Consider the following 26540-nt stretch of genomic DNA (forward strand, 5'->3'; position numbering starts at 1 on the left):
CGGTTTGTGGTGGAGGTGGCGTTTCAATATGCCGATTGCGTGGCTGCCGACTATCAGACATTTGTGGATTTTGTAGGAACGGAGGTATAAGGGGAATTATCCCAAATTCGATCCATTTTAGAACGAACGCGAACAAACTCTAGTTGGATTTCCAAGTTCGCTATCGCTTGAATCTTTACTGAGGACAATACCATGAACCCTGACTCGAAAGGTGTGACCCGCAACCGTGTTCCTGCGATCGCTCTGGCACCTTTTCTACTCATTACCTTTGGTCTGACTTGGGGCATTCTTGCCCTTTATATCCTACTACCAGAAGTAATGGCGGCGATATTTGGTCAAATGAGTGGACATCATCCGCTCTTCATCCTGGCTGTATGGACTCCAGCGATCGCAGCATTTATAGTCATCAGCTACTATGCTGGATTGGTAGGCTTACGGCGTTATCTGTTGCGGATGTTGTTGTGGCGTGCCCCCCTAGCCTGGTACGTTTTTTTAGTTAGCATACCACTATTGTTTTACTGCGGGGCTGCCATCAAGGGCAATCTTTTCACCGATCCATTCCCTTTTACCTCGTTGTCAGCGCTGCTGTCGGCTTTTTTCATTGCTTTCATCACTGGACCAATCGAGGAATTTGGCTGGCGAGGGTTGGCACTGCCACTGCTGCAACGGCGGTTTGCCCCCATTTGGGCTGCACTTATATTAGGGGTCATCTGGGGGGTTTGGCACTTGCCAGCCTTTCTCCTGAGTGGTACGCAGCAAAGTGGCTGGTCGTTTACGCCATTTCTGGTCGGTTCCATTGCCCTTAGCCTGATGGTGACTCCCATGTTTAATGCTTCGCGAGGGAGTATCTTGCTACCATTTCTATTTCACTTTCAGCTTATTAACCCCATCTGGCCCGATGCTCAACCCTACGACATCTTTTTCTTTGTAGCAGCCGCTCTCATAATTGTCTTAGTTAACCGCAAAACCATGTTCCGTAAAGCCGGAGCGGTTACCAAAGTGATTCCCCCAAAAATACAGACGAAGATGGCAGGCAAGCTCACTAAAAAGACTACCCCATGAGATTGAGTACCTAGCAGCGCATCGTCACGTTTTTCTAAAGTCATACCAAATCCGTCCTGGCAAGACCCGATAATAAAACCTGGTTAGAACCCCCTGTAGTCAGCCTTGTCAAGGGGGACGGTTCGGGTTACGTTTGTGGTTGAGAGAATCGGATTTGGTATCAGATTATTATATTCCATAGAATTTTTCGATTTCTCTGGTAAGGATGCTCACGCAAAGGTTCTTCGCGAAGCGCCCTTACAAGGGAAATTGGAAAATTCCAGACAATCCTTGTTTTTCAGAAATGGTATTACTAAGGGAGACGGCGATAGCCGGGGGTCTGAGAGCGATTCCATCTATTCAAACGGATTTCATATCATTTGTGTTTGCTTTAAATTTCCCATATTTTTATTTTGCAAAGATTTACAGAACTGGGATGAACCAAGCTCGCAACACTTCTGCTACTGTCCAAGCCTGGGCAAAAGCACCTCGGGGATGCATCGGTGGGTCGCCATCGAAAATTTCGCTGGTATGACCCACGCAAGCATCTGTGAGATGATCCGCTAACGGTTTCAAAAATTCCCTTGCTCGTTGTTTGTCGCCGTAAGCTCGCCAGTACGCCGTGGCAAAATGCCCCAACAACCAACTCCAAACCGTTCCTTGGTGGTAAGCCCCATCCCTTTGCACGCGATCGCCTCCGTAAATTCCCCGATACTGCGGATTTTGCGGATCCAGCGATCGCAATCCGTAAGAGGTTAGCAACCTAGCTGCCACCGTATCCACAATCCCCCTTTGCTGTTCTGGCAAAAACAACGGCAGTTCTGTCGGCGGTAGAGAAATTGCAAAAATCTGATTCGGTCGCAAACTCCCATCATGACCCTGCGGACCATCTAACACATCGTAGCAATATCCCCACTGCGACGACCAAAACCGATGAAAGTTTTTGCGCACTTGATGCGCCATGCGTGCGTATTCCCGGTCCGATTTTCCAACTTGCGTCGCAAACTCCGCCATTACCAATAAGGCATTGTACCAAAGGGCATTCACTTCCACTGGCTTGCCCATGCGCGGTGTTACCACCCAGTCATCTACTTTGGCATCCATCCAAGTAAGTTGCACCCCTTCCGTACCGGCATACAACAAGCCATCCTCGCGATCGCACTGAATATTATAGCGCGTTCCCTCACGATACCAAGCGATCGCCGCTGCCAAAACCGGGAAAATTTCTTGCAACAATGCCTTATCTTGCGTCGCCTGGTAATAAACATACAAGGCTTGAAAATACCACAGCATGGCATCCACTGTGTTGTATTCCGGTTGGTTGGTACCGTCGGGAAAGAAATTGGGCAACATCCCTTGGTCTACATAAGCCGCAAACGTTTTCAAAATGGTTCGCGCCACCTGCCAGCGACCCGTTGCGACGCACAATCCCGGCAAACTAATCGCCATATCCCGCCCCCAATCACCAAACCAAGGATAGCCAGCAATAATGGTTTTTCCCGGGGAACCATCGGCTAACGTGCGATCGACCACAAAAGCATCCGCTGCCAGAACCAATTGCCGAATCCATGCTGGCGTATCCTGCGTCTGCAAATAATCGCAATTCTGCCATTGATGGAGGATTTCCCGTTCGTAGCGATACCGTTCTTCTAGAGCGGCTTTTCCATCTAAGTTGGGTTGGGATTCAGTAGTAGCAACCAAAGTTACCGACTCTCCCAACGATAAATCGATCGCTATTTTGCCAATACAAACGTGGTCTTCGCGATCGCTCAATCCCCGATACCGTTCCACCGGCAAGTCAAAGCCCCAATACCAATCGCTGGCAGTTGTTATTTTCGGGGAATTGGGGGCATCCACCAGCAAATACCAAGGAACCGCCTCCGGAAATGCTTGCACTTGTATGCCTTTTTCCCGAGATTCTACTTGCATTTGCCAGTTGCTGCCTTGGGTATTGCCGTGGCGATCGCGATAATTAGCCAATGCCGTCAGCGATAAAGTCAGCGGTTGGTTCCCCCGGTGCAACGTGTAGCGAATGTAGGTCGTATTGCTGCCCGGTTGCATCCAAATCCGCTTTTGCAACAAAGCATCGGCAAAGGCATACTGCCACACCGGAATATTTCCTTCTAGAAAAAAACGCTCGATAAACTGATATCCTTGGGGATTGACACTGCCATCCGCCCATAAATTACCATGGAGGGGATAATAGCGATCGCGATAACCAACCACTTCATCCAATTTCGCCAGCAGCAGCGTATGACCCAACGGCGGCTGCAACGCTGCCATTAACAAACCATGGTAGCGACGGGTCAAAACACCGGCAACAGTTCCCGATGCATAGCCGCCAATGCCATTCGTTACCAACCATTCCCGCCGCTGGGCGGTAGACAAACAACCACAAAGCGATCGCCCGAACTGAATCCCCATTATCTCAAAATCCCCAAAAAAACTTGCCAATTCTAAAAAATCGGGGAAGTGACGCGATCGCATTCTACCAGATTTTTCCGAAATACTCGCCAGCGATTTTTTGTTTTGTCCGTGCCCAAGTTCGACAGAGAATTGGTATTACTCCTCACGCGATCGCGAACGACATTGATTGCTTATCTGTCCGTGGACGCTCACCAAGTAAGGCACCACATAAGTTAGCAATCCCGATGCCCAGCGTGTCTTGGTCATATTTCCTTTCGCCAAAGCCGGACCGTGGTTGATGGCAAACACAATCGACCCAACCACAGCAGCAACGCGCAAAGCCGTGGGGGCGAACTTGGGATTGCCCAAACTTCCCAGAAAATGCTGCAAAGATTTCATGCTTTTATAACCATTTAGTGTTTTAAAAGCCAAGATTCCACCCCTTGAAACCAACGCGATCGCACCACCCACACCATAGCACTTGCAGGCAAGAGTATCAACAATCCCCCCAACCGTAGCACAAACCAGATTTGGGCACTTGCGATCGCCAGTTGACCGCTAACCGTCTGCCACCAAATCACCGCCACTGCCACCACCAGCAATCCTCCCAACAGCAACAGGCTTTTTCGGGAAAAACGACCCACCCCCGCCAACTGCCACCGCAAGCGCAACCTTTTCACCAATCGAACCGCCACCCACTCCATACCTGTCAATATCCATCCCGGTTGCCAAAGTTCGATGGCTACCAGTACCAACCACAACCAACTAAGTTGCAATCCCAACGTAGAAACCGGAAATAATGCCAATTGCATGGCTTGACTGTAATTATAGGGAATAAAAAATAGCCATTGCAGGAAAAATCGGGGCATATCGATAAGCTTAACTGGGGTTTGAATCCCTTCACTTATCCCACAAATACAAGTTGCTAGCCAGAAAAACACCACAAAAAATAATCCATACCATACCACTAACCGCAATTTTATCCATATAGTTGGGAAATGAAGCAAACTATAGTTAGCAGCCAATTGTCCTAAAAACACCAAAAATAATATTTGGGCAGCCAGATGCGTTGGCATCAACTGACCCCATGCCATCCCCGCAACCACTGCCATCACCATTCCCAAAAACCAACTAGTGCGATATTTGGTTAGGCTGCTATAGCGCTGGCAAATTTGAATTCCTAAAAACACGATACTGATGTAACATATCATGGCAGCCAAAATAAAATACGGAAAAGTGAATCCAAGCGATCGCTTTTCCGAGATTGGCAAAGCCTGTTGCCCCCAACGCACCGATTGCGCGATAATTTGCGGGTCGTAGGGCGCAATAACGTGGTCGCTGGTACTGGAAAGAAATAACTGGCGGGCTGTTTTTCGAGCAAAATGACCGCAAAGGCCATTATCAATACAAGTTTTTCCTGGTTCCTGGGTTGCTGGCTGCCAATTCTCTCGGGCATAAGCAGCAGGATTGATTTGGTCGTAGATACCAGTGGCTAGCAAAAGATTGGGCGGCGATTGGGGGGTTGCAAAACCGCTGGTACTGAGAACGATGGTTGCTTGCAGTTGCTGGTTGCTGTGGGCGAAAGGCAGGGCAGTATTGCCGCCCAGGGAATGTCCCAAAATGCCTAATTTTTCTAAGTCGAAACGTTGCGGGTGACTGCGTAAAAAAGCAAATACGGCTTGCAGGTCTTCTTCGGTGGTATCGGCGAGGGCATTTTTGTTTCTTGCTTCCAGGGGAAGGGGGGAAGATTCTCCATAACCACGAAAGTCAAATGCGATCGCGGTTATGCCGTGGCGGGCAAATTCCGTTGCCAACGGTGCCATCATGGCTTTGCTGTTGCTAACACCATGTGCCAAAATCATGGTGGGATAGGGAGGAGAGGCTTGTTTGGGTGTATAAATACGTGCCACCAAATCAGATTTGGCATCCATGGGAATGGCTATCGGTTCTATTTTGACTTCCCGAAAGGGATAGAATATGACTGCAAGAAGCAAGCTGACAACGGCTAAGAAGGCAGCAATAGCCATCCCCCGATCGCGTTTCACCATGAGAAAATATCTATACTAGGGGGTTTCCGTGGCAGATGGTTCTAACTTGACGATGGAACGAATTTTTTCCACTTTTTGTTCGTATGCCGCTGGCGTTAGAACTGGTGTCATGCCTTCCAGAGAAATAGGTTGCTTCAAATCGATCCAAGAACGACAACCGCCGTAATCGGCATCGTAGGAAATTTCTACGGTTTGGGGAAGTTGGTAAGCTTGCAGTAATAATACGTAAAGCGGTTGTTTGGGTTTCCAGCGAAATCGCTTGCTGGCGAAATCTTGATTCCAAATATGAAATGGGAATAAGGCATCTAGGGTGGCGGATTCTTGGATGCGGAAAATATGGGTGATGTCGGCAACGGCGGCAATGGGAATGGTTTCGGGATGCCAGCCGGAGGTGACGGGGGTAACTTGACTGGCGTATTCGGGTTTGAGGAGGTTGGGATTTTGATGTTCGTAGGTAGGATAGAGGAAGATGCGATCGCTATCTACCTGAAAGCGGTGGTTGGTTTCGCGAATACCGCCTTTTCGCAGCAGCATGATGGTTTCGCCGCGTTGGATGGCATTGACGGCAACTGCCCATTCTTTTAAGGCTTTGGTGAGGGTTGGCGTTTCGGTGAAAACCATACAAAACTCCAAAAATAACTGAATTGTTATATATTCGCAAAAATGTTACAAATTATAAAGAAGCCCTGTTGTCTCGAACACTGGAATAGCTGCCATGACCGCAACCAAAACTGCCATCGAACAACTGACCATTACCACATTGGTGGAAAATACCGCTACGGGTCGCGGATTGCTGGGAGAACACGGCGTTTCTTTTTTCATTGAAGCCGGTGCCCATCGCGTTCTTTTCGATACCGGACAGGGACAGGTTTTGTGCCATAATGTAGAACAGTTAGGCGTTTCTTTGTCTCCCCTGGATGCGGTGGTGTTAAGCCACGGCCATTACGACCATGCCGGTGGTTTGAAGCAAGTTCTCCAAGAATGCGTACAAGCGGTTTTGTTTTTACATCCGGCTGCTATGGAACCCAAATATAGCCCGCGTGGGGATATTGGATCGCCTTTGCAGGATGTGGAAACGCTGAAAAATTGCGCCCGTCATGTAGTTTGGACAGAACAACCTACAGAAATTGTACCTGGGGTTTGGGTCACCGGCGAAATCCCCCGACGCCATCCTTTAGAAGACACCGGGGGTTGTTTCTACCAGAATGAAGAACACACGCGCGTCGATTCTATTCCCGACGACCAGGCGATTTATCTTTATACTTCCCAGGGAATCGTGGTGATTTTGGGATGCGCCCATGCTGGGGTTATCAATACGTTAGATTATATCGCCGAACAGACGGGGGAAAGGAAATTTCGGGCAGTTCTTGGCGGGATGCATTTGCGCCATGCCAGTCGCGATCGCATTCAGGCAACAGCGGATGCTTTTACGAAATACGACGTACAGCTAATTGCTCCCAACCATTGTACCGGATTGCCAGCCACAACGTTTTTCTGGCACCAGTTTCCCGAACGCTGCGTTCCCTGTCATGTGGGAACCAAATTTGATTTTTCCTAAATTTGTTTTTCCGGTTAGTCACCCAGAAATGCAACGGGTTCTTCCGCTTCTTTCCAACCCACAATCCCGGAAACGAATCCTTGGATGTTGTCGTATCCCAAGGTATGCAGCGACATGACGCCAATTCCCGTACGATAGCCGGAAGTACAGTATAAGACTACATTGCCTTTGCGGGGAATGCGGTCTACATTCTCTGCCAATTCCCGCAGGGGAATATTGATGGCACCGGGAATATGACCTTTGACGTATTCAAATCGCGATCGCACATCCACCAACAAGGTTTTGTCGTCTTTTTTCATTATATCTTTGAGTTGGTCAACGCTTTTGACCGCATAGAAACCTTGGGGAAGTTTGCCGAGGGAGGCATTCATGGTTTCTGTTAGTTCGGCGGAATTGGCAGTCGTTTGGGCAGATACTGGTTGCGAAAAGCCAGCGATCGCACCTACGCCTACCATCAAAGCAATTAAAAAAGCAAGAAACTGTCTCATAGTTAACTTTTCAGGAAAGATAGCAACAAAAAATTGCACGGTGATTTGACTCGAACCGTTGACAAATACAATTAATTAACCGATTGGCTGCTGTGACTGCGGGGATTGGTGGAACTGACAGATTTTTGTTGGTTGGCGGCTTCTACTTGCGAAGATTCGCCGCTGGTGGTTCTGGCGTAGGGAAGCGGTTCTCCCGCCAACAAAGCTGCCAAATTGGCTTCCATGACTTGACGGGGAACTTCGCCAATGGCTTCTGCCACATCGTTTCCCGAACCATCGAGATAGACGAAATGGGGAATCCCGTCTACCTGATACTCAGTCATTTCCGGCATCCATTTGTTGTTGTCTACGTTCAGCATGACGAAGTTAATGTCATCGCCATATTCTTCTCGCAACTGTGCCATTTCTGGTGCCATGGACTGACAAGTGCTACACCAGTTGGCGTAAAATTCCATTAAAGTGGGTTTGCCGTTCGTGGTGGCGGTTTCTAAGGGGGTAGAGGTTTCCGCGAGTTTCCCTAGGGAAGCGGAACTACTGTTGGTTTGCAGACCTAAAAAGACCGATACACCGAGCGCGATCGCGACGAGCGCTACAATAAAATTGCGCATGCGATTTCCGCCAGTTTCCTTGGTTTCGGAAGGACTACCAGTCATACGTTATTTTTTCAAATTCACCAATCTTGACGCATCGATCTTAGCGCATCACAATATCATTAATCGTATAGATACTACGACTAGGGAATGTTGGGAGTCAAGCAGCAAAGCAACGCGAAAAGCTGCCGGTTTTCCCATTCCCGATTTGGGTAACAGTAGAACATTTTCAAGGTGGAACTGCCGTGAAAAAACGTGTAACGCTCAAGTTTCCCCAACCTGCCATTCAAATGCCCATTACCTACAGGTTGGCGAAAGATTTTAATATTGCTGCTAGCATTATCCGCGCTCAAGTAGCCCCCAATCAAGAGGGCAAACTGGTCATGGAACTTTCCGGGGATATTGACGAACTGGAAGATGCGATTGACTGGATGCGATCGCAGGATATTACTGTATCCTTGGCTAGTGCGGAAATTGCCATCGATGAGGATGCCTGCGTTGACTGCGGTTTGTGTACCGGCGTTTGCCCGACACAAGCTCTGACGTTACATCCCGAAACCTTCCAGCTCAATTTTACGCGATCGCGATGCGTTGTGTGCGAGCAATGTATCCCCACTTGCCCGGTACAAGCCATTTCCACCAATATTTAACCAGTGGTTGGGGGCGATAGATTGATTTCGTTTGTGCCATAGCTCTGCTTTTCGGCGATAATAAACAAGGTATTTCTCTACCAATATGACTTGCTTTGCGTTTTCCACGACTGCTCAACCAACTCCCCTGGGCATCGCTTGGGATTTTACTGTTGGCGCATGCTCTGTTTGGCTTGATTCTCGCCAACGAAGAGCCTCCTAGATGGCTTGTGGTTGCCTCCCTGGTTTTAATTTTCCTGGTCGCGGAAGCTTTGGCTTCTCCTTGGTCGATTTTGAGGGCGTTCTTTTTCCGCTGGCTCAATTCTGACTTTCGTGCGTTTATTACCGTGGTAATTGGTACCCTGTTTGCTGTTTTTGTGATTACGTGGATTCATATTTTTATCCACGAATTGGTTTTGCTCGCGGCAGGCATCTTGGCACGCCTGGACTTACAAAGTTACGATTTTAATAAATATCAGGATTTTGCGATTATTTTAATTACTTCTTTGGCGGGATTTGGCATTGGTTTTGGCTTTGAAACCTTAACTGGCTTACATACCACTATGGAAGCTTGGTTTTCGTGACTGCAGTATCGCTGGCAAATAAAAATGGAAGGGAAACAGCGATCGCTCTTTCTCACAAACTGCGATCGCCATTTCCCCTCTCGGTTACGCGGAGACACCTTCTACAAATTGATTTTCTTGGCGCAGATAGGTTTCAATGAAAGAATCTATCTCACCATCCATAACTGCGTCAATAGCTGCTGTTTCCACACCGGTACGAACATCTTTCACCATGCGATAGGGATGAAAGACGTAATTGCGGATTTGTTTGCCCCAGGCAGCGTCTACAGCTTCGCCTTTAATTTCGGCAATCTCTTTTGCTCTCTGTTCTTGAGCAATCACCAATAACTTCGACTTGAGAATGGCTAAGGCTTTTTCTCGGTTTTGTAACTGCGATCGCTCCTGAGAACAGCGTACCGCAATTCCGGTGGGAATGTGTAGCAATCGCACGGCAGTTTCCACCTTGTTGACGTTTTGACCGCCTTTGCCGCCGGCACGAGAGGTGGTCATCTCCAGGTCTTTATCGGGAATGTGAATATCTTTTTCCACCGACTGTTCCAACGTCGGCATCACTTCCACCCCCGCAAAGCTGGTTTGCCGCTTCCCATTGGCATTAAAAGGGGAAATGCGCACCAACCGATGGGTACCTTTCTCGCCTTTTAAATACCCGTAGGCATACAAACCATCAATTTCTAGGGTAGCCGATTTAATACCAGCTTCGTCCCCGTCGGAATAATCGGTGACATGGATGGTATACCCTTGATTTTCTGCCCAACGGGTGTACATCCGCAGCAGCATGGCAGCCCAATCTTGCGCATCGGTACCGCCAGCACCAGCATTCACTGTTAGCAAAGCCCCACGGCGATCGTATTTGCCAGAAAGCAACTGTTGCAACTCCCATTTATCCAACTCTTGATTTAACTGTTGGATATTGGTTTCGGCTTCCTGGCGCAGACTGCCATCTTCTTCCACTTCCAACAATTCCAAGATGGCTTTGATGTCTTCGAGACGTTGTTCCCAACGCCGATAGCGTTCCAGGTTGGCTTTCAGTTCGTTGAGTTCTTGCAGGGTTTCACCGGAACCATCTTGGTCGTTCCAAAATTCCGGTTGGGAAGCTTGATATTCTAAATCCTGAATTTTCGCTTTGACTGCCTCTACGTCAAAGATAGTCCTGGGTCTTACCCAGGCGAGCCGACAAAGTTTCGATTTCGCGTCTTAAATCTAATGCTTCCATAGGTTTTGTTACAAACGTGCCAATTTTCGACAAGTTTATCCACTAGAGCTATGATAGCGTACTTTCTGGCATTAGACTAGATCCAAGGAAGGAGAAATTGCTGGGCGGGATTTCGCTAAAATAGGGATCTGTTAGCTGCTACTGGGGTAGCTGGCAGGTTGGATTTGAGCAAAACCGCCGCGCATCCTACGAATGAACGCGAAACGTCATTCGCGCTAGTTAGCGGCGGATGGGGTATAATCACCTCAGCCCAGTATGGCACTATTACCCACCAGGGCGAGAACTCTGGAGATATGGGTAGATACAAGACCGGCTTGGCGAGGGAAACCAACCCTGCAAGTCCCGGCATCACCCGATTCGTCAAGGTAGGGAACGGGGCAAAAGTTGGTATTGTATTTTCAACTATCTACCCACAGGCAGAAATGACCTGGGGTGCTGCGACCGCAGAACTGGCAGTAGGCGAGAGCGCCGCCTCCCTCTGGTGGTAGCAGGATGGGGAAGCTACAATTCTATGGCGTAGCAATGAATCGCTAGTCGCGGTCACAAGTTTCTACTTATGGAACCCGTACGGAAAACTTGCCAATTGGGCGAAATTCACCTTTCCTATTTGGAATGGAACCAAGGAACCGAACCGTTGTTGTTGCTTCACGGTTTGGCGGACCATGCTTTGGTCTGGTTGCGTTTGGGAGATGATCTGAGCGATCGCTATCATATTGTAGCGGTAGACATGCGCGGTCACGGCGAAAGTAGCAAACCAGAATCAGGGTATCGGTTTGTTGATGCGATCGCAGATTTAGAAGGGTTGATGGATGCTTTGGGATGGTCGGATGCCCATGTGGTCGGTCACTCTTGGACCGGCAAATTGCTCCCCATTTGGGCAGCACAAAATCCCCAACGCCTGCGAACCATGACGTTGGTAGACCCCATTTTTATCTTCAAAATGCCCAACTGGAGCAAAGTCACATTCCCTTTCCTATACCGGGTACTGCCGTTTCTCAAGGGAATGGGACCGTTTGCCAACTACGAAGAAGCTTTGACAAAAGGGCAAAAAATGAGCCAGTATCGCGATTGGAACGACTGGCAAAAGCAAGTATTTGTGGAAAGTATCGAAGAGAAACCCGACGGTACTTGGGGCAGCAAGTTTACCATTCCAGCGCGAGATGAAATTTTCACTGAGGTTATGCAGGTAGCTGGACTAACCCAATCTATTGAGACACCTACCTTGTTTGTACAACCAGAGCGCGGCGTCAACCGCATGGAATGGCAGCTAAAACCTTATAAAAAACATTTACCAAACTTGCAACTCCGCCGGGTTCCGGGCAATCACTGGACGTTTTTGGTAGAACCAGACGCTTTTAACCGTACAGTGGAAACCTTTTTGGAAGCCCATCGCGGTCAACCTCCTCTAGCGACGCCAGCGAGAGAATCTTGACCGTCGATGGTTTATGCGAAAGGGTCGTAGCCCATTTGAGCCACTGCCTGACGCAGAACAGTGAGCTGCTGCCCAAAATCTAGCGCGGTAATTTGATTGAAGACGCTGGTGGCGGCGGTGGAAAGTTTGTAGCCTTCGGGCATGGGCACCACTTCGCCGGTGCGCATCATTTCTGCCAGTTGGTACCAAAAAGCTAGTTTGTTGTTGTTGGTGAAGACGCCGTAAGCGCGGGTAACGGGGGTGTTGATTTGATTGACCAAATCGCGCATGGCTTGCAGTTGGTCGTCGTAAGACATGGTGCGGAATTGTTGCAGCAAGCCTTCTACCAGTTGCAAGCGTGCCGCCCCAGGGGCTGCCGGGGTAATGCTGCCGCCCATGTTTTCGTAAACGACCCAGAGCAAGCCCAAACGGTCGTCTACGCTGAGACGTTGGAATGCTGCGATCGCACTTTCGACAGCAGTTGCTTGGGTGCTGTTGTTAAAAAAGGTGTTGCGTAGGTCGGTGGTAGTGGCCATGGGTCTAAATCTCCTTTACAGTGGTGTTTGAGAACTTTGTTTCACTTTGTAAATTCAATGTAACACATTGTTAAGATAGCTGGCAATATTTTCCGGTTTGAGCTATGAAAACCGCCAGTACGCAGCCTTGCAACCGTTCTCCAGGTATGAGAAACGATACTTACCAATTCCCGGAAATTCCTATTTCTAGGATAATCCAATATTTTTGAAGCGATCGCGAGCTAGCTTTTTGAGTTTTTATAACTGATGCTGCCTCAGTCACCCCGCAATCCAATTTCCAAAAACCAATTGCAAGCAACTTCCCACAAACATCCATCCGCAGCAGCAAAATCCTAGGGTGGGCACTGCCCACCCTACAAGCTTAACAATTCCCGGAAATTCCTATTTCTAGGATAATCCAATATTTTTGAAGCGATCGCGAGCTAGCTTTTTGAGTTTTTATAACTGATTGCCTCAGTCACCCAGCAATCCAATTTCCAAAAACCAATTGCAAGCAACTTCCCACAAACATCCATCCGCAGCAGCAAAATCCTAGGGTGGGCAGTGCCCACCCTACTGCAAATGAAATGCGCCCAATCAGGCTACGTTCGCACCCTAGCACAAAACCATACGGGCGTACGGTTATTGATATGCAACGAAAATGCGATCGCTTTCTCATATGAACTCCGCACGACAAAGACCCAATAAACCCCCCAGGCTAGAACTTCTTTGTCTTACTCCTCCCCCTCCTCCCACTTTCTATATAAAATGTGATGGGCACACATGGAATTTCCTATCACTCTCCCCAGCGCTTCCATTTAGCAAAATTATTCCCATCGCTTACAGCCAAGCCAATTTGGTGTTGGGTCGTCAGTTCATCCGTACCGCCCTCATTGGCACCGATGTAGTACATATACCAACCGCCATTCTCCAGAGGCACCACACAAGGCGTTCCCACAGCACGGGCATCCCAACGCCCGGACCCTGGCTGGGCGTGAGCAAAAACCGCCCCGCCAACCTCATCGCCATCTTGTTTTTGCCAGTGCTGTCCGTCTGTAGAAGTGGCAATGCCAATGCAATGGTAACCACTGTTATTTACGCCCTCATAAAACATGACGTATTGGTTGTCAATGGGAAGAACATAGCGGGTTCCGGCACCGCGCTCATCAAAACGCCCAGCAGCCCCCGGTCCCAAAACCTGACCGACTTTCTCCCAATGCAAGCCATCTTTAGAAACAGCCAGCCCCACCAGGAATCCCTTTTCTGGATGGAGGGTATGGTAGTAGAGTTTCCAGGAACCGTCGTTTTCCCGCAGCACTTGCGGAAACCCACAAAACAGTTCGTCGAAATCCCCCGATTCGCCAACTGGTAAGAAAGCACCGCGATGCGGACCTTCCAAACGCACCCAATGCAAGCCATCGCCGGAAATGGCACAACCGGGTTGCATGCGGACTCCTTTGGCACGCATGTTGCCTACTTGAGTGAAGTTATTATCGCCGCCGAAGTACCACATCCAATAATAGCCGTCGCTGTACCTCACATCGCTAACGCCTACGTGAGCCGAGTCGAAGCGATTGGGGTCGGGGTGAGGTTCAAACACAGCGCCCATGGTTAGCGGTCCTTGCACGCGCTGCCAGTGGATACCGTCTTCGGAAATGGCCATGCCGCAATGACCAGTAGGAAGGTTAATGTCGCGGTCGAAGTTGCGATCGCGACCATAGTACCACATCCGCCACATGCCGTCGGAACAGCGCAAAACGCGCGGGCAGGAAACCCGTTCCGAATCCCACCATTGGGACGGACCTGGTCCCAAAATTAAGCCGGGTTGTTGGGTTGTATGGTTGGTTGGTTCGGTCATCAATAGAATGCCTCTATAAATTTTGTACCATCAGTATATTCAACATTATGTATGTTTCGCTTTCATACCAAATTCGCCATATCAAAACCACATTTAAAATCGTAGGGTGGGCAATGCCCACCCTACAAAAACTCTCTAGGATAAGGAAAATGAGCGTGATGGGAGAAGTTATCGAAATTTGTTAATTTGGAATCGATATTGCCAGCAAACAAGGATTTGAAATAACTATATTGTTATGAATAACGATTTTAACTTTTTCCAAAATTGGTATCCCCTTTTACCAACCGCAGATTTGGTCCCCGATCGCCCCATATCTGCTAAGTTATTAAATATGCCCGTGGTCATTTGGAAGCCAGCGAACAGTTTCCACTACCGCGCATTTCTCCATCGCTAGCCGTCCTGTTTACCCCTCTAAGGGAAGTCAGAAGAAATCTTGATGGTTTCCTTCCTTACAATTAGCTAAAATCCAGAAATAGATTTTCAACTCGATCCGTTTGTTTATGAAAAAAATAGGCGATCGCGCAATCGTAATTGGTAGTGGCATGGCGGGCTTGCTCGCTGCCCGCGTTCTAGCCGATTTCTTCTCCCATGTCACCATTGTAGAGAGGGATAAATTACCGGAAACCCCGCAAACACGGCGGGGCGTTCCCCAGTCCATTCAACCGCACATTCTGTTGGCTCAAGGGTATCGCATTCTAGAAAGCTTGTTTCCCAACATAGGAAAAGAACTCCAAGCAGCGGGTGCCATTCCTATTGATTGGAATCGGGAACTATATCATTTTCATATCGATAAGGGAGGATGGAACGCAACGCTGGCATCACCTTCCCCATTGGTTTCTGTAACTTGTACCCGGCCGCTGTTAGAAGCGACCCTTCGCCAACAGGTTGCTAAATTAGAAAATGTTAGCTTCCAGCAACAATGCCGCGTTGTCGGATTGCTGGGCAATGCTTCCCAAAATCGCGTTGTAGGTGTTTCTCTATATGATTTCCATCGCAAAACCAAAGAAGAGCGAAATGGCGAACTGGTGGTCGATGCCAGCGGTCGTGGTTCCCAACTGCCCCACTGGCTGCAACAATTGGGATATCAGCCACCACCAACCACCGTCGTCGATCCGTTGTTGGGATATGCAACCTGTCGCTACCGCATTCCTGCCGACAAACAACCCGAGGGTAAAGTTATCTTAATCGAACACGGTCCACCGAACCAAAAGCGACTGGGGTATTTGGCTCTTGTAGAGGGAGAAGAATGGATTGCTACGTTGGGAGGGTACGGACGGGATTATCCACCGTTGGATGAAAAAGGGTTTTTAGAATTTGCCAAAAGTCTGCCCAGTCCTATATTTTACGAAGCCATTCACGAAGCACAACTGACAACCCCTATTTGCGCTCACCGTGCCACGGCCAATCGCCTGTATCGATATGAGGAGGTGCGTTTGCCGGTTGGGTTGGTGGCTGTCGGGGATGCGGTTTGCGCGCCATGTCCTTATTACGGTCAGGGCATGACTATGGGGGGAATATCCAGTATGGTTCTGCAAACGTGGCTGCAACAAGAGGCTAGTAAGGATAGCGAACAGCGATTTGTTTCTGAAAGGTTTCACAAGCAATTGGCGAAACGGTATGCATCCCCTTGGTCGATAGCAACGCAACAGGATTCTCAATTTACAACGACGCAAGGCGCGATCGCATTTGATTGGTTTTCTTGGTGGTTGAACCAATATATCAATTGGGTGGCGCGACAAGCCCATCATGACGCGCAATTTCATGCTTATTTAATGGGTGTTCATCAAATGGTACGCTCTCCGGTTGCTCTATTTCATCCTTGGGTAGCTTTCCAAGCGATGAGGAATCGTATGAAAAAGTAGGGATGCTTCGCGAAGCGTCCCTACCAAGGAAATCGGGAAATTCCAAATATTTCAGCTTCAATGGAGCCGCGAGTGAGAGTTACGGTGAGACTCTGATACCATTTCCTTAATAATATGCAAGAAATAATAGAGGCATTTTTGTAGGGGCGCTTCGCGAAGCGCCCCTACCAGGGCAATTGGAAAATTCCATACAATCGTTGTTTTTCAGAAATGGCATGAGATAATCGATTATGTCTTATCACTAGGATACGCTTCAATGGAGCCGCGAGTGAGAGTAACGGTGAGACCTGCCTAGGGGCTGTATTGGCTGTGGGCTTTCGGGTGCTTCAATGGAGCCGCGAGTGAGAGTCGCGGTGAGACATTGTGGAATTCTGGATAAAGCTGCAAGAGGAATTCAGCTTCAATGGAGCCGCGAGTGAGAGTCGCGGTGAGACCTTGAAAGTAAGCGACGCGCAAAAAGCTGCAGCAATCGCTTCAATGGAGCCGCGAGTGAGAGTCGCGGTGAGACAGAAATTAATGAATATTATTTCGAAAATGGTAGCTGCCTTCAATGGAGCCGCGAGTGAGAGTCGCGGTGAGACCTACGAGCCAAAAGAAGTGGGCGCAAAAGCTTCTCCAGATAGCTTCAATGGAGCCGCGAGTGAGAGTCGCGGTGAGACTCTTTTTATGGCTGGAATCGTTAACGCGAGAAAGCTTCAATGGAGCCGCGAGTGAGAGTCGCGGTGAGACAAAGCCCAGAAGAAATCGGGAGAGCTTTGCGCGAGCTGGCTTCAATGGAGCCGCGAGTGAGAGTCGCGGTGAGACCTGATTCAAATCAATCAGAGGGAGTTCTTTGGTCTGCTTCAATGGAGGCGAGTGAGAGTCGCGGTGAGACCTTGTTTCCACGCCTATCGTAATAGGTGTCAACAGGCTTCAATGGAGCCGCGAGTGAGAGTCGCGGTGAGACTTGAAGGGCGGATGATCAAGCAGGCTAAGTATGAGGCTTCAATGGAGCCGCGAGTGAGAGTCGCGGTGAGACTCAAGCCTTGGGAAATAGGGGTGAGAATTTGTATGGTCTGCTTCAATGGAGCCGCGAGTGAGAGTCGCGGTGAGACGATGCTCTCGCGAAGCCTCGCCCAAACTCTAGGGGCTTCAATGGAGCCGCGAGTGAGAGTCGCGGTGAGACAGCAGCGAATCGATCGCCGGCGACGACAAAGATTCGGCTTCAATGGAGCCGCGAGTGAGAGTCGCGGTGAGACACCCGCCCAACCCCTCCGGGAAGTCGCGGGTCCAGGCTTCAATGGAGCCGCGAGTGAGAGTCGCGGTGAGACAACCGGCTTGCCAAGCGGACTTGGAAGGGGCTTAGGCTTCAATGGAGCCGCGAGTGAGAGTCGCGGTGAGACACTCTTCAGCTTCGTTCCAGGTAGCGAAGCTTCCAAAGCTTCAATGGAGCCGCGAGTGAGAGTCGCGGTGAGACCGCGCGGGGTCAATTTTGAATTATATAAACTTGAAGCTTCAATGGAGCCGCGAGTGAGAGTCGCGGTGAGACAGATTCTTGGCGGGGGGCAACTTCCGCCCGGCAGCGCTTCAATGGAGCCGCGAGTGAGAGTCGCGGTGAGACCTGATTCAAATCAATCAGAGGGAGTTCTTTGGTCTGCTTCAATGGAGCCGCGAGTGAGAGTCGCGGTGAGACAATTGAAGCCGAACAAGGATAAAAAAGCCAGGAAAGCCAAAAGCTTCAATGGAGCCGCGAGTGAGAGTCGCGGTGAGACCTGGCTCCCATTCGCGGGCACGCTCCCGATATTGAGCTAGGGCTTCAATGGAGCCGCGAGTGAGAGTCGCGGTGAGACCCAACTGCCCTATACTTTACTTGCATTGACCCAAGTGGGCTTCAATGGAGCCGCGAGTGAGAGTCGCGGTGAGACAATTTCCCCAACTGCTTGATATTTCACTTCCATCGGCTTCAATGGAGCCGCGAGTGAGAGTCGCGGTGAGACCCAGAAAAAGCTTCTTTCAAGCGAGGTGCAGGGATGCTTCAATGGAGCCGCGAGTGAGAGTCGCGGTGAGACGGCTAGGGGGCGTGAATGGTCCTATATATATTATTAGGCTTCAATGGAGCCGCGAGTGAGAGTCGCGGTGAGACTTTTGGGCAAGGTTCCTTTTTGCTTCAATCCCTGCTTCAATGGAGCCGCGAGTGAGAGTCGCGGTGAGACTCTCTTTTGTTGTACCGCAAGCTGCTAATACGTAGCTTCAATGGAGCCGCGAGTGAGAGTCGCGGTGAGACTGAGACAGGGCAGCTGCTTTCTTTAGTCCCTCGACTATTGTGCTTCAATGGAGCCGCGAGTGAGAGTCGCGGTGAGACGGCGGGAGCGTGAACCCCTTACCACAATAGCATTTCAGAGCCCGATTGCGACGGTGAAACCAAAAATTGGATTTCAGCATTCGTTCCATCAAAAAAAACTCCAGTCGAAAATTCCAAAACTCGCTCCTGACAAAGCTTTCAGAAATTGCGACGGTGAAAAATGGCTGCATTTTTCGCAAACGCCCACCCCGCACCGGATTGACCCTCCTCTCAAACATCTCCATTTCAAACACCTACCCATCGTCGCAGCCATCCGGTACTGGCATAAAAATTCCCAAACCAAAATGGGCAGCATATCCCAACGCCATCGGTCCCGATTGCCGATTCTCAAATACTAGCTCAAAACCATACGCAACGTCTCGTCCCCTCCTCCCCTTTCCTCTTTGCCGCCAACGTCGGAACTGCCACCAAGGATAGGAATATCGTTCGCAAGCCTCGGCACCATCAATCGGACGCACTTCCGTTGGTTCGTCAAAACCGTGGTATTTTAACAACTTGCGCACCTGGTCTTGAGGACCATCTTTTTGCAATCCCGTATTGGGGTCCATTTTCGGTTCCCCCGTACGGTAAGTTTTCGGATGCCGGGGCAATACCATAGGCGTCATACTCCGCCAACGACGGCTTTTCCCCACAAGCAGCGATCGCCCTTCGGTATCCAACGAATCAATATTACTGCAATACTGTTCCACCTTGCCCAACTCCACCAACACCAACTGCAAAGGCACGCCACTTACTTGGTCCAACCGATTGAAACGCGCCAGCGCCTTCACAGCATTTTGAGAAAATCCTTTCTGGGCATACACAATCAAATGGTCGATTCTTCCATCCCCATCGCTATCTTCCGGCAAAAAGTAAGCATGTTGGTGGTCCTTGTTGAGAGGCTTGCCCGAGTCATTCCTACCAGAAAATACCGATTCCGGTCCATTTTCCCCATTTTGACTCAACTTCTTGAGAATAGCCCGAACGCGATCGCCCACATAAAGCGATTCCGTCAGCTTTGGCAGTACCTTCGACACCAGGGCATATCGAGCAAACGTCGGTAGTTCCTCATGCTGCGCCTCCCCCCGGGTAGGAACCGCCGAACTCGATTGGGAATCACCACGCCAACAATAGTCCACCCAACGCGCTCCCGGAATGCCGTTCCATCCCTGCGCGTGTAAATCCGCCACATTCAGTTCCAAAGCCGCCAAAATCGTCTCCGGAACCGTCCACTTAGGTTTTTTCCCTTTTTTCGGTTTGGGTGGCATCAACCCCGCCGTCTCCAAACCTTGGCGAAATTGAACCAATCCTTCCGGTGTCAGCGGTGCCAATACCTCCGTTGTATTTCCCAAATCAACCCCCGAACCAACCTGAGAAGTTCCCCCCGAGCCAGACTGAGGAGCTAGCCCCGGGCGAAGTCGAGGGGCGGCTGGTGATGGAGCCACCTCAGCTACCATTGATTTTTCTTCCAACGTCTCTTGATCTATTTCCTGCAACGGCGCTAGCTGTACCCAAGATTCCGAACGCCCCAAATAATTCACTTGCTTGCAAAGACGTTCCAGCAACTGCCAACTTTCCGTATCCAACGCCAAATCCTGCCATACTGCGATCGCTTTTGCCCCTTTTTCCATCACCCGAAACGTATCGAAAACCTTAGAACTCGTAGCTTTTCCCTCCCGCCAAACCGGCATGTAGTGACGGGTATGGGCAATATTCGACGGGGGCAAATAATAGGTAGGCAACGACTGGGAAAAAAGTTCCATCAACCGCTGCAATTCCTGACGCTGGGGAGGTTCCGGTAAGGCATAGGCAGCCGCAACCAAAGCTCGTAAAATACGCCAAGGTGACGGCGGCCATTCCACAACCCCCTCATTCACCTGGTGGTTCCAAGGTGTGGCGTGAAACTGTCCGTTGAGAAAGGTAATAGAAATAGCTGTGGGCATGGTTCCAATTTTCTAGATCGTTTTTCGTTACTATCGCTAGCAGAAACTATTTTTTCTTGTCCTTTGACTTCTCTTCTGCTTGATATTGAACCTCTGTCACCGGTGGATCGGCAAACCACTGGGAAGTCGCTTCTACCAGTTTGGGCAACGCTTTCGTTAGTTCTTCGTGGCTGGGAAGTTCGTAATTTTGCGGGCGCGTAACTCGAACATCCAGACATTCCAAGTCGCATGCTGTTCGCAAGCGCAAACCATCATTGAGAAACCGCCGAATCTTCCAAATTGCCATAGCAATCAGCAAATTTTCCACCGTTTCCCCTAACTGGTAGCCGCGAATTTGTGCCAAATCGAGATTAAAATAAGCGGTAATACTTTCCGCCGTGTATTCCTGACGGTGATAGGGAATATTGCCCCCTCCTCTTTGCGAATCTGCTGTGGGATCGACGCGATCGTTTTTTACACCACCCAGCTGCACATCAGACACATTGCTGGCTTCAATAAACCCTGACAAGGCTCTAGCCAGTTTAAATCTGCCACCAGCTAGCTCTTTTTTGGCTAGAAAAACCCCATGCAGCAAAGAATTAATGTCATATTTCACCAAGACTTTGGCTAGCTTGTGAAAATCAACAGGACCGGAAGCCAAAATGTCAAGTTCTTGCTTGAGCTGTTCGAAAAATGTTTTGTCCTTGCCTTCCAAAATATAAAACGAGTTGATACGATGGGCTTCCAAAAGCGAATTGGTCAAAACCTCACCATCTTGTTTGACCACAACGTAAGAAATTCCCCGTAAAGGTTCTACCACATCTTTTTGGTTATCGTCCCAAATCGTATTTTCCAAGCGATTGGCAACACTTTGGGCAGATTCCACCAACAACATGCGCGTATCGTCTGGTAGCCTGTATTCAGCCGCTCCCAAATCGGGAAAACCCGTCGGTTGAAACCGCGTTCCCTGTAAAGGTTGGAGGTCGGCTTCTACTAACAATCGAGATTCGTCTTTGAGTTGGGAAAAGTCCATATCAGATACTTCCTTCGTTTTTATAGTTACAACTGAGAAATTTAACTCTAAATTGTACCCTAAAATAGGCTTAATTGCTCTCCAAACTGAGCTTTTGGTTGACTCTCATTTTGATTTTCTGATTGCGATCGCTGAAAATCTCCATTATTAACATTCCCTTTGTGTTCGTCTTCCAAGTCCACTTGCCCCTGTTCGGCATTTCGATCGTTGCCATCGCTTATTTGGATAGTACGAAGCAATTGCTGGGCATCCCTTGGAGAAAGGGAAAAAGCCAACGCTGCCGCAATTCGCCGCGTGCGATCGCGCGGTTCGTAAACTTCAGGAATGGCAGGTCTGAGTCCGCTGGCACGCAAGCGACGGGAAGCCAGTTGGGTTGCTTTAATACATCTGCCGGCTGCCAACTGGGTCAAAAGCGCGGGAACCCTGGGCATCGTCACTTGGGAATGATTTGTATTTACCTGTTCTGCCGATTCGACGTTGTTTGCCACAGATTGTTGGACATCCACACAACGACGGTGCGCGATCGCAACTAACGCATAAGCTGGCCGCACCAACAAGGGAAATTGGGATTTCCAAGTGGATTTGAAATAGGGAGGGAGCCCATGGAATTGCTGTCGTTGGTCCTTGTCAGGTATCCAAACCAATGACAATCCCCTCGCGAAAGCTTCCAATCGGCGATCGTCTGTTTTACCATCAATCCAAGCCAAAATATGCTTGAGATCGGCATAAGGAGGTTCGGGAACGGGAACCCTTTGTTCTTGCAATTGTGTTTCTGCCTGTTCCTGCTTTTCCCCTTCCTGCTTTTCCCCTTGTTGTTGTTCGATATCCTGCCGCCGCAACATACTAATGAGGTTGTCAACAAGGTTGGTTTCCCGCCAGGTGGTTATATTGTCATCATCCTCCCGCCACCGAACTTGTAACGAATGCTTCTGTGGCTGCTCGCGAACTCGTACCAAACGTTTCCGCAAATCCTGCCCTGAGCTGTGTCGAAGGGAGAGAGCCAAACGAAATTCTACAGATTCTTCTTGATTGCATTCTTGCTGGCATTCTCTTATCCAGGCAGTGGGTAACTGCGGAAGTGGTTGAATATTTTGTTCTTTCATAAAACCCAACGAGCGATCGCAAGCTTTATCCATTTCTCCCAAAGCCACCAGCACATCCAGCAATCGTGCCCGATTTTGCGTAAAATCCATAATGACACCCTGTAGCCGGCGGTAAGCACGTTTTAAAGATGCTGGCGTCTTGTCGCTACGGGTAGCGCGTTGCATCCGATCCAACCATACATCGAGAGAACGCAACCAATCTCGCTGCCTTGAGCGACGACAGTCAAACCAACCCAATGGCACGGCAAAATAGGACAAACCATTGCGCACTTGAAAGCCATAGCGCACGAACCCATCCAAACCGCGATATATGCCCAAACTCGATACGGCACGGGCAAAGTCTACCCCAGTTTTGGCACTGCGATTTCCCACTTTGGCTCTTCCTTCGCGAAATAGTACCTGCAACTCCGGCAAACCAGTGGGTGCCGACCACAAGGGAGTCCACAACTCTCCCCGACTGTCTTTTGCATCAGCAGGCGAAGCGCTACCGTATCCCGCATCCGAAGTTTGCACGGTAAACGGATATGCCAATGTTCCCCGTTCGGAACGTTCGTAGCGTCGTGTCGCGCCAGCCGCAAACAGCAGCGTTCCTTCCACCATCAGAATGTAATCCCAAGGATTTACCCTCGACTCCCCTTGAAAGCCAACGGATGCGTTGGGACCACCTGCGGCTATGGGATTAAACTGACCGATTTTGCCGCTAAAATCCAAGTTGGGAATTGCATCGCCAAACAATGCTGCTCGCAGGAGCTTTTCTGTCGGTGGCTGGGGGTTGCCAGTTTGCAGGTCGAACAGTTCCAAAAGCTGCTGCATAAAAGTACGGCTAAACTCGAAGTTACCGTCATTGCCTCCCGTTCCCAACAAAGGCGGAAACGACAGCTTTTCATCGGTAACCAGCGCACAAGTATCCAACCACCTTAACGCATCGTCGGGAAGGCGATTGCGCAGGCGCACCATCAGAGTAGATTTAAGTTTTTTGGTAATGTGTTCTTTTTTATTTTTAATGGTGTCATCCAGGGTAGAGCGCAACGCTTGTACTTGTTCGCTAGCTACTGCGATCGCTTTTCGATAATCTTGAAATCGGGAAGCCGTTGAGGTGGCGATTGCCTCCAAAGTCTTTTTATTGGCTTTTTTGTCTTCTTCGTGAAACCCCGTACTGCCATTCCAAGGGGAAATCAAGGGTGTGGGTTGGTAGCAATGCAGCAAAAATTGCACAATCTCTTCGCCAGACAAGTGCGCCTGCACCACAAACCCATTTTTATACCAATATCCCTTTGCTTGGGAATCTTCCTGTTCCGCCACCAACCGCAAAATTCCCAACGCTTTGAGATAGTTTGACAGCGGTTGCGTCGCGCATCCTTTCAGTAGAATCTCCGGCAACATCTCAGGCATCGGTTTCTCCTAATATCTGTTCGTCTCGTTTGGCAGACCCCCGCCAGTCGGCAATGCGAACCAACGCTTCCAAAAATGCCAGGCGAAAGGGACCGTATTCTTGCAAAAGTGCGATCGCACGGCTGGTCCAGGAATTGTTGCCCAACTCCATGCAATCCAGCGACAAGGTTTGTTTCGGAATCCCGGCAAAATCAATGGCAGGGATGTTATCGTTTTCCCAAACTCCGCGCGCGTATCGCTTTACCCCCTCTTGGAGATATGGTTCGTAAGGCTGCGGCTGAATGGTCATGCGGACTTTGCCGTGATGCGCCGCTACCAAATACGCCAGCAGAAAGTCTTCCTGTTGCTGCAACGCTATTAAGGCACTCGCCAGTTCGTGGCGGAAACCTTTGCGTTGGGCGTCTATTTGCGACTGGCGATCGGATTTTGCCCACAGCGTTTCTTGTTTTTCTGGGCGATCGCGCGTTAGCATTTCCTGGAACGTAAAATGGGCTTTGCCAAAATCGTGCCAGTATGCCGATCGCTGGATGTATTCTGCAGGCAAGCCAAAACCCGCAAACGCCTCGCAAAGCTGGCGCGCCTGGTCGGCAACATCTTCCGAATGCTGTTTTAAACTGACGTACTGCCGTAAATAAGATAATTTATCGCGGCTATCGGCATCGTTTTCGATTTTTTCCGTTGCCACCTGCTCGGGTTTATCTTTTTTATCCGCTGTAAAACCCAAATTGGAAGAATATCCACCCACGCTGCATGGAACCAACAGCGACATCCCCGGATAAATGTCTCGAACGACAGTCCATTTTTGCTGGTATCCATTCCAAGTCCATACTTGAGAAGCTTTGAGGGGGTCGGTAAGAAACTCCTTAGCTCTCCAAATGCTGACGCGACAGAGTTCCGCACGCTGCAAGGCTCCCATGGCCTGCAATTCGTTTGTATCGGACCATGACCGCCACGCGATCGCCACGTCTGTATCTTCGCTATGGCGGATAAACGGCGACACATCAATATCGTGCCCGGCTAAATCGGCGGAAGTATCGAACAGTTCCAGCAAATCTCGTTTGCGAGGTACCAACCCTTCTGGTGGCGAACTGGGAACTTCAATGCCTTGTACGGATTGAATGCCGACATCTTCCAAATTTAACAAGCGATCGCGCGCCAGGGTTAGTTCCTTTTCCGTATATGGCAGTTCCACACCCTTTTTGGATAGGTCGATATCGATCCAGTAGACCCTGGCATGGCTATCCTCGCCGCGTCGATTGCAACGACCAAATCGCTGTACCAGCGACGACCAAGGCGCAAGTTCCGAAAACAAAGTCGTTGCCGAAATATCCACCCCAGCTTCAATGGCTTGCGTTGCCACCAAAATCCCTTTCGGGTTGCCTTGTAGCCATTCTGTAAGCTGCGATCGCTCTTTTTCTCGAAACCGAGAGTGAATCAGCGTTGGCGTTTTGCCCTGTTTCTCAATTTGCCGATATACTTCTTGCGCTCGGTCTACCCGATTGCAAATAACAATGGTTAGGGTATTTTCTTGGTGGGCTGCGATCGCTTCGGCAGCCAGTTCTTTGGCATAATTGCTCGTATCCTTTTTGCCAGTTCCCAACAAACTAGTTTGGGCGCATTGTAGGGGTTTGCGAGCTGAATTGAGTTTCTGTAGTTTCTCGTTCGCCAAATCCTGCTCGTTGAGACGTTCGATTTTATCGGTTGCTTCGACACCGTTGCGCACAAGCTGGCTAACACGTTGGTAATCCACCGTTTGCATTTGGTTCGATGCTTCGCCGCCGTTCCGCACCAGTTCTAACGTGGCACTCATCCATAAGGTATGCGTCGGACCGTAAGTTTGAAATTGCTCCCGAAATCCCTGTAGCTGCATCGTTGTTCTCAACCCCGTTCCCATGAGTTGGGTTTCGTCAACGACCCAGAGACAGTCATTGTTCAACAGAGCAAAATGAACCGGCCATTTGTACCGACTCATAGCATAGCCTCGATTCAAGGCGCGGCTAAGAAGCTGGTCTTGAGTTCCCACCAAAATGCAGCTTTTGTCAGCATGGATATCCCAACGCTGGCTCACCGCACCACCCATTAGTCGGTGCAGTTCCACTTGGTTTTGTAAATCAGCTTTTTCCAGCCATGTTTGAATTTCCCTATACGTCTGTTCCACTAGCGATCGCATGGGCAAACAGTACACCAAACGTCGCGGTTCGGTATCGCTCCCTGCAACTGACGTTTGTTGGGAAACTGCGCGATCGGCTTTTTCTCGTCGCCACAACCACGCCAATACAATAGCTGCTGTTTTTCCAGAACCTGTGGGAATATCCAGCAACAAGGGCAACTCATCTTTTGTTGCCAAACGTTCTTGATATGGGTAAGGTGGATAACCTGTCACCCGTTCAAACCAATTAGCGAAAGCGTTTTCAGACACGGATATCGATACTTAGATGCTTTGTTGGCAAGTGTAGCTCGATGCGTGCGTGTTTCCTAAATTCCATTATTAACAAGCGATCGAGCCAAAAATGAAAACCAGTCGTTAACGATAGTTTCCACTTAACGATGGTCAGCATTTATCCAGT

At 49.5% G+C, this 26540-nt stretch carries 19 protein-coding genes and 1 CRISPR repeat array; of the genes, 6 read left to right on the top strand and 13 right to left on the bottom strand.

What is annotated here, in order from left to right; all coding sequences use genetic code 11:
• Positions 1–192 precede the first annotated feature (192 nt).
• Positions 193–1062: a type II CAAX endopeptidase family protein gene (locus tag AS151_RS09090; protein WP_071516733.1), complete on the top strand. Its 870-nt coding sequence runs from the start codon at positions 193–195 to the stop codon at positions 1060–1062.
• 402 nt (positions 1063–1464) lie between these two features.
• Here AS151_RS09090 and AS151_RS09095 read toward each other — a convergent pair whose 3' ends face one another.
• The 4 genes from AS151_RS09095 to AS151_RS09110 all read right to left on the bottom strand — a co-directional run bounded on the left by AS151_RS09095 (position 1465) and on the right by AS151_RS09110 (position 6116).
• Entirely contained in the window at positions 1465–3465 is a 2001-nt protein-coding gene (locus tag AS151_RS09095) for an amylo-alpha-1,6-glucosidase (protein WP_071516806.1), read from the bottom strand.
• 138 nt (positions 3466–3603) lie between these two features.
• Positions 3604–3846, bottom strand: coding sequence for a nitrate/nitrite transporter NrtS (gene nrtS / locus AS151_RS09100; protein WP_071516734.1), 243 nt, complete (start codon positions 3844–3846; stop codon positions 3604–3606).
• A 14-nt stretch (positions 3847–3860) separates the two neighbouring features.
• Positions 3861–5495, bottom strand: coding sequence for an alpha/beta fold hydrolase (locus tag AS151_RS09105; RefSeq protein WP_071516735.1), 1635 nt, complete (start codon positions 5493–5495; stop codon positions 3861–3863).
• A gap of 15 nt (positions 5496–5510) precedes the next feature.
• On the bottom strand, positions 5511–6116 hold the full coding sequence (locus AS151_RS09110; RefSeq protein WP_071516736.1) for a DUF1802 family protein: 606 nt from the start codon (positions 6114–6116) through the stop codon (positions 5511–5513).
• A gap of 94 nt (positions 6117–6210) precedes the next feature.
• On the opposite strand from AS151_RS09110, the gene AS151_RS09115 reads away from it, so the two are divergent.
• Positions 6211–7053, top strand: a complete 843-nt coding sequence (locus tag AS151_RS09115) for an MBL fold metallo-hydrolase (protein WP_071516737.1) — start codon at positions 6211–6213, stop codon at positions 7051–7053.
• A gap of 14 nt (positions 7054–7067) precedes the next feature.
• Here AS151_RS09115 and AS151_RS09120 read toward each other — a convergent pair whose 3' ends face one another.
• Both AS151_RS09120 and AS151_RS09125 read right to left on the bottom strand, forming a co-directional pair.
• A complete protein-coding gene (locus AS151_RS09120; RefSeq protein ID WP_071516738.1) occupies positions 7068–7541 on the bottom strand; it encodes a rhodanese-like domain-containing protein in 474 nt (157 codons plus the stop codon).
• Positions 7542–7612: 71 nt separating this feature from the next.
• A complete protein-coding gene (locus AS151_RS09125; protein ID WP_071516739.1) occupies positions 7613–8194 on the bottom strand; it encodes a thioredoxin family protein in 582 nt (193 codons plus the stop codon).
• A gap of 182 nt (positions 8195–8376) precedes the next feature.
• Here AS151_RS09125 and AS151_RS09130 point away from each other — a divergent pair, with 182 nt between their 5' ends.
• Both AS151_RS09130 and AS151_RS09135 read left to right on the top strand, forming a co-directional pair.
• Entirely contained in the window at positions 8377–8781 is a 405-nt protein-coding gene (locus AS151_RS09130) for an NIL domain-containing protein (RefSeq protein WP_071516740.1), read from the top strand.
• Between the two features lie 95 nt (positions 8782–8876).
• Positions 8877–9344: a hypothetical protein gene (locus AS151_RS09135; protein WP_084639477.1), complete on the top strand. Its 468-nt coding sequence runs from the start codon at positions 8877–8879 to the stop codon at positions 9342–9344.
• Positions 9345–9428: 84 nt separating this feature from the next.
• Here the strand turns inward: AS151_RS09135 and prfB are convergent.
• Positions 9429–10557, bottom strand: a protein-coding gene (gene prfB, locus AS151_RS09140; protein ID WP_139240590.1) for a peptide chain release factor 2 whose coding sequence is annotated in 2 segments (ribosomal slippage) — positions 9429–10484 and positions 10486–10557 — 1128 coding nt in all. Because the reading frame shifts where the segments join, the coding sequence is not laid out codon by codon here.
• 556 nt (positions 10558–11113) lie between these two features.
• Between prfB and AS151_RS09150 the strand changes: the two genes are divergently transcribed.
• Positions 11114–11989, top strand: a complete 876-nt coding sequence (locus AS151_RS09150; RefSeq protein WP_071516743.1) for an alpha/beta hydrolase — start codon at positions 11114–11116, stop codon at positions 11987–11989.
• Positions 11990–12000: 11 nt separating this feature from the next.
• Here AS151_RS09150 and AS151_RS09155 read toward each other — a convergent pair whose 3' ends face one another.
• Positions 12001–12504, bottom strand: a complete 504-nt coding sequence (locus tag AS151_RS09155; RefSeq protein ID WP_071516744.1) for an orange carotenoid protein N-terminal domain-containing protein — start codon at positions 12502–12504, stop codon at positions 12001–12003.
• Between the two features lie 775 nt (positions 12505–13279).
• Positions 13280–14341 (bottom strand): glycosyl hydrolase, encoded by a 1062-nt coding sequence (locus AS151_RS09160; RefSeq protein ID WP_071516745.1) that lies wholly within the window; start codon positions 14339–14341, stop codon positions 13280–13282.
• 500 nt (positions 14342–14841) lie between these two features.
• Between AS151_RS09160 and AS151_RS09165 the strand changes: the two genes are divergently transcribed.
• On the top strand, positions 14842–16203 hold the full coding sequence (locus AS151_RS09165; protein WP_071516746.1) for a hypothetical protein: 1362 nt from the start codon (positions 14842–14844) through the stop codon (positions 16201–16203).
• A gap of 250 nt (positions 16204–16453) precedes the next feature.
• Positions 16454–18544: a CRISPR direct-repeat array (repeat unit 37 nt; unit sequence GCTTCAATGGAGCCGCGAGTGAGAGTCGCGGTGAGAC).
• Positions 18545–18777: 233 nt separating this feature from the next.
• Here AS151_RS09165 and csb2 read toward each other — a convergent pair.
• The 4 genes from csb2 to AS151_RS09185 are packed head-to-tail and all read right to left on the bottom strand — an operon-like array spanning position 18778 to position 26392.
• A complete protein-coding gene (gene csb2, locus AS151_RS09170; RefSeq protein ID WP_071516747.1) occupies positions 18778–20466 on the bottom strand; it encodes a type I-U CRISPR-associated protein Csb2 in 1689 nt (562 codons plus the stop codon).
• 46 nt (positions 20467–20512) lie between these two features.
• The gene (gene cas7u / locus AS151_RS09175; protein ID WP_071516748.1) at positions 20513–21478 is read right to left on the bottom strand and encodes a type I-U CRISPR-associated RAMP protein Csb1/Cas7u; all 966 of its coding nucleotides are present in this window, start codon (positions 21476–21478) and stop codon (positions 20513–20515) included.
• Between the two features lie 59 nt (positions 21479–21537).
• Positions 21538–23973 (bottom strand): type I-U CRISPR-associated protein Csx17, encoded by a 2436-nt coding sequence (gene csx17 / locus AS151_RS09180; RefSeq protein WP_084639479.1) that lies wholly within the window; start codon positions 23971–23973, stop codon positions 21538–21540.
• A complete protein-coding gene (locus AS151_RS09185) occupies positions 23966–26392 on the bottom strand; it encodes a CRISPR-associated helicase/endonuclease Cas3 (protein WP_071516750.1) in 2427 nt (808 codons plus the stop codon). The genes csx17 and AS151_RS09185 overlap by 8 nt, the downstream gene beginning before the upstream one ends.
• Positions 26393–26540 lie beyond the last annotated feature (148 nt).

The organism is Geitlerinema sp. PCC 9228 (assembly GCF_001870905.1).
In the GTDB taxonomy this organism is placed as follows: domain Bacteria; phylum Cyanobacteriota; class Cyanobacteriia; order Cyanobacteriales; family PCC-9228; genus PCC-9228.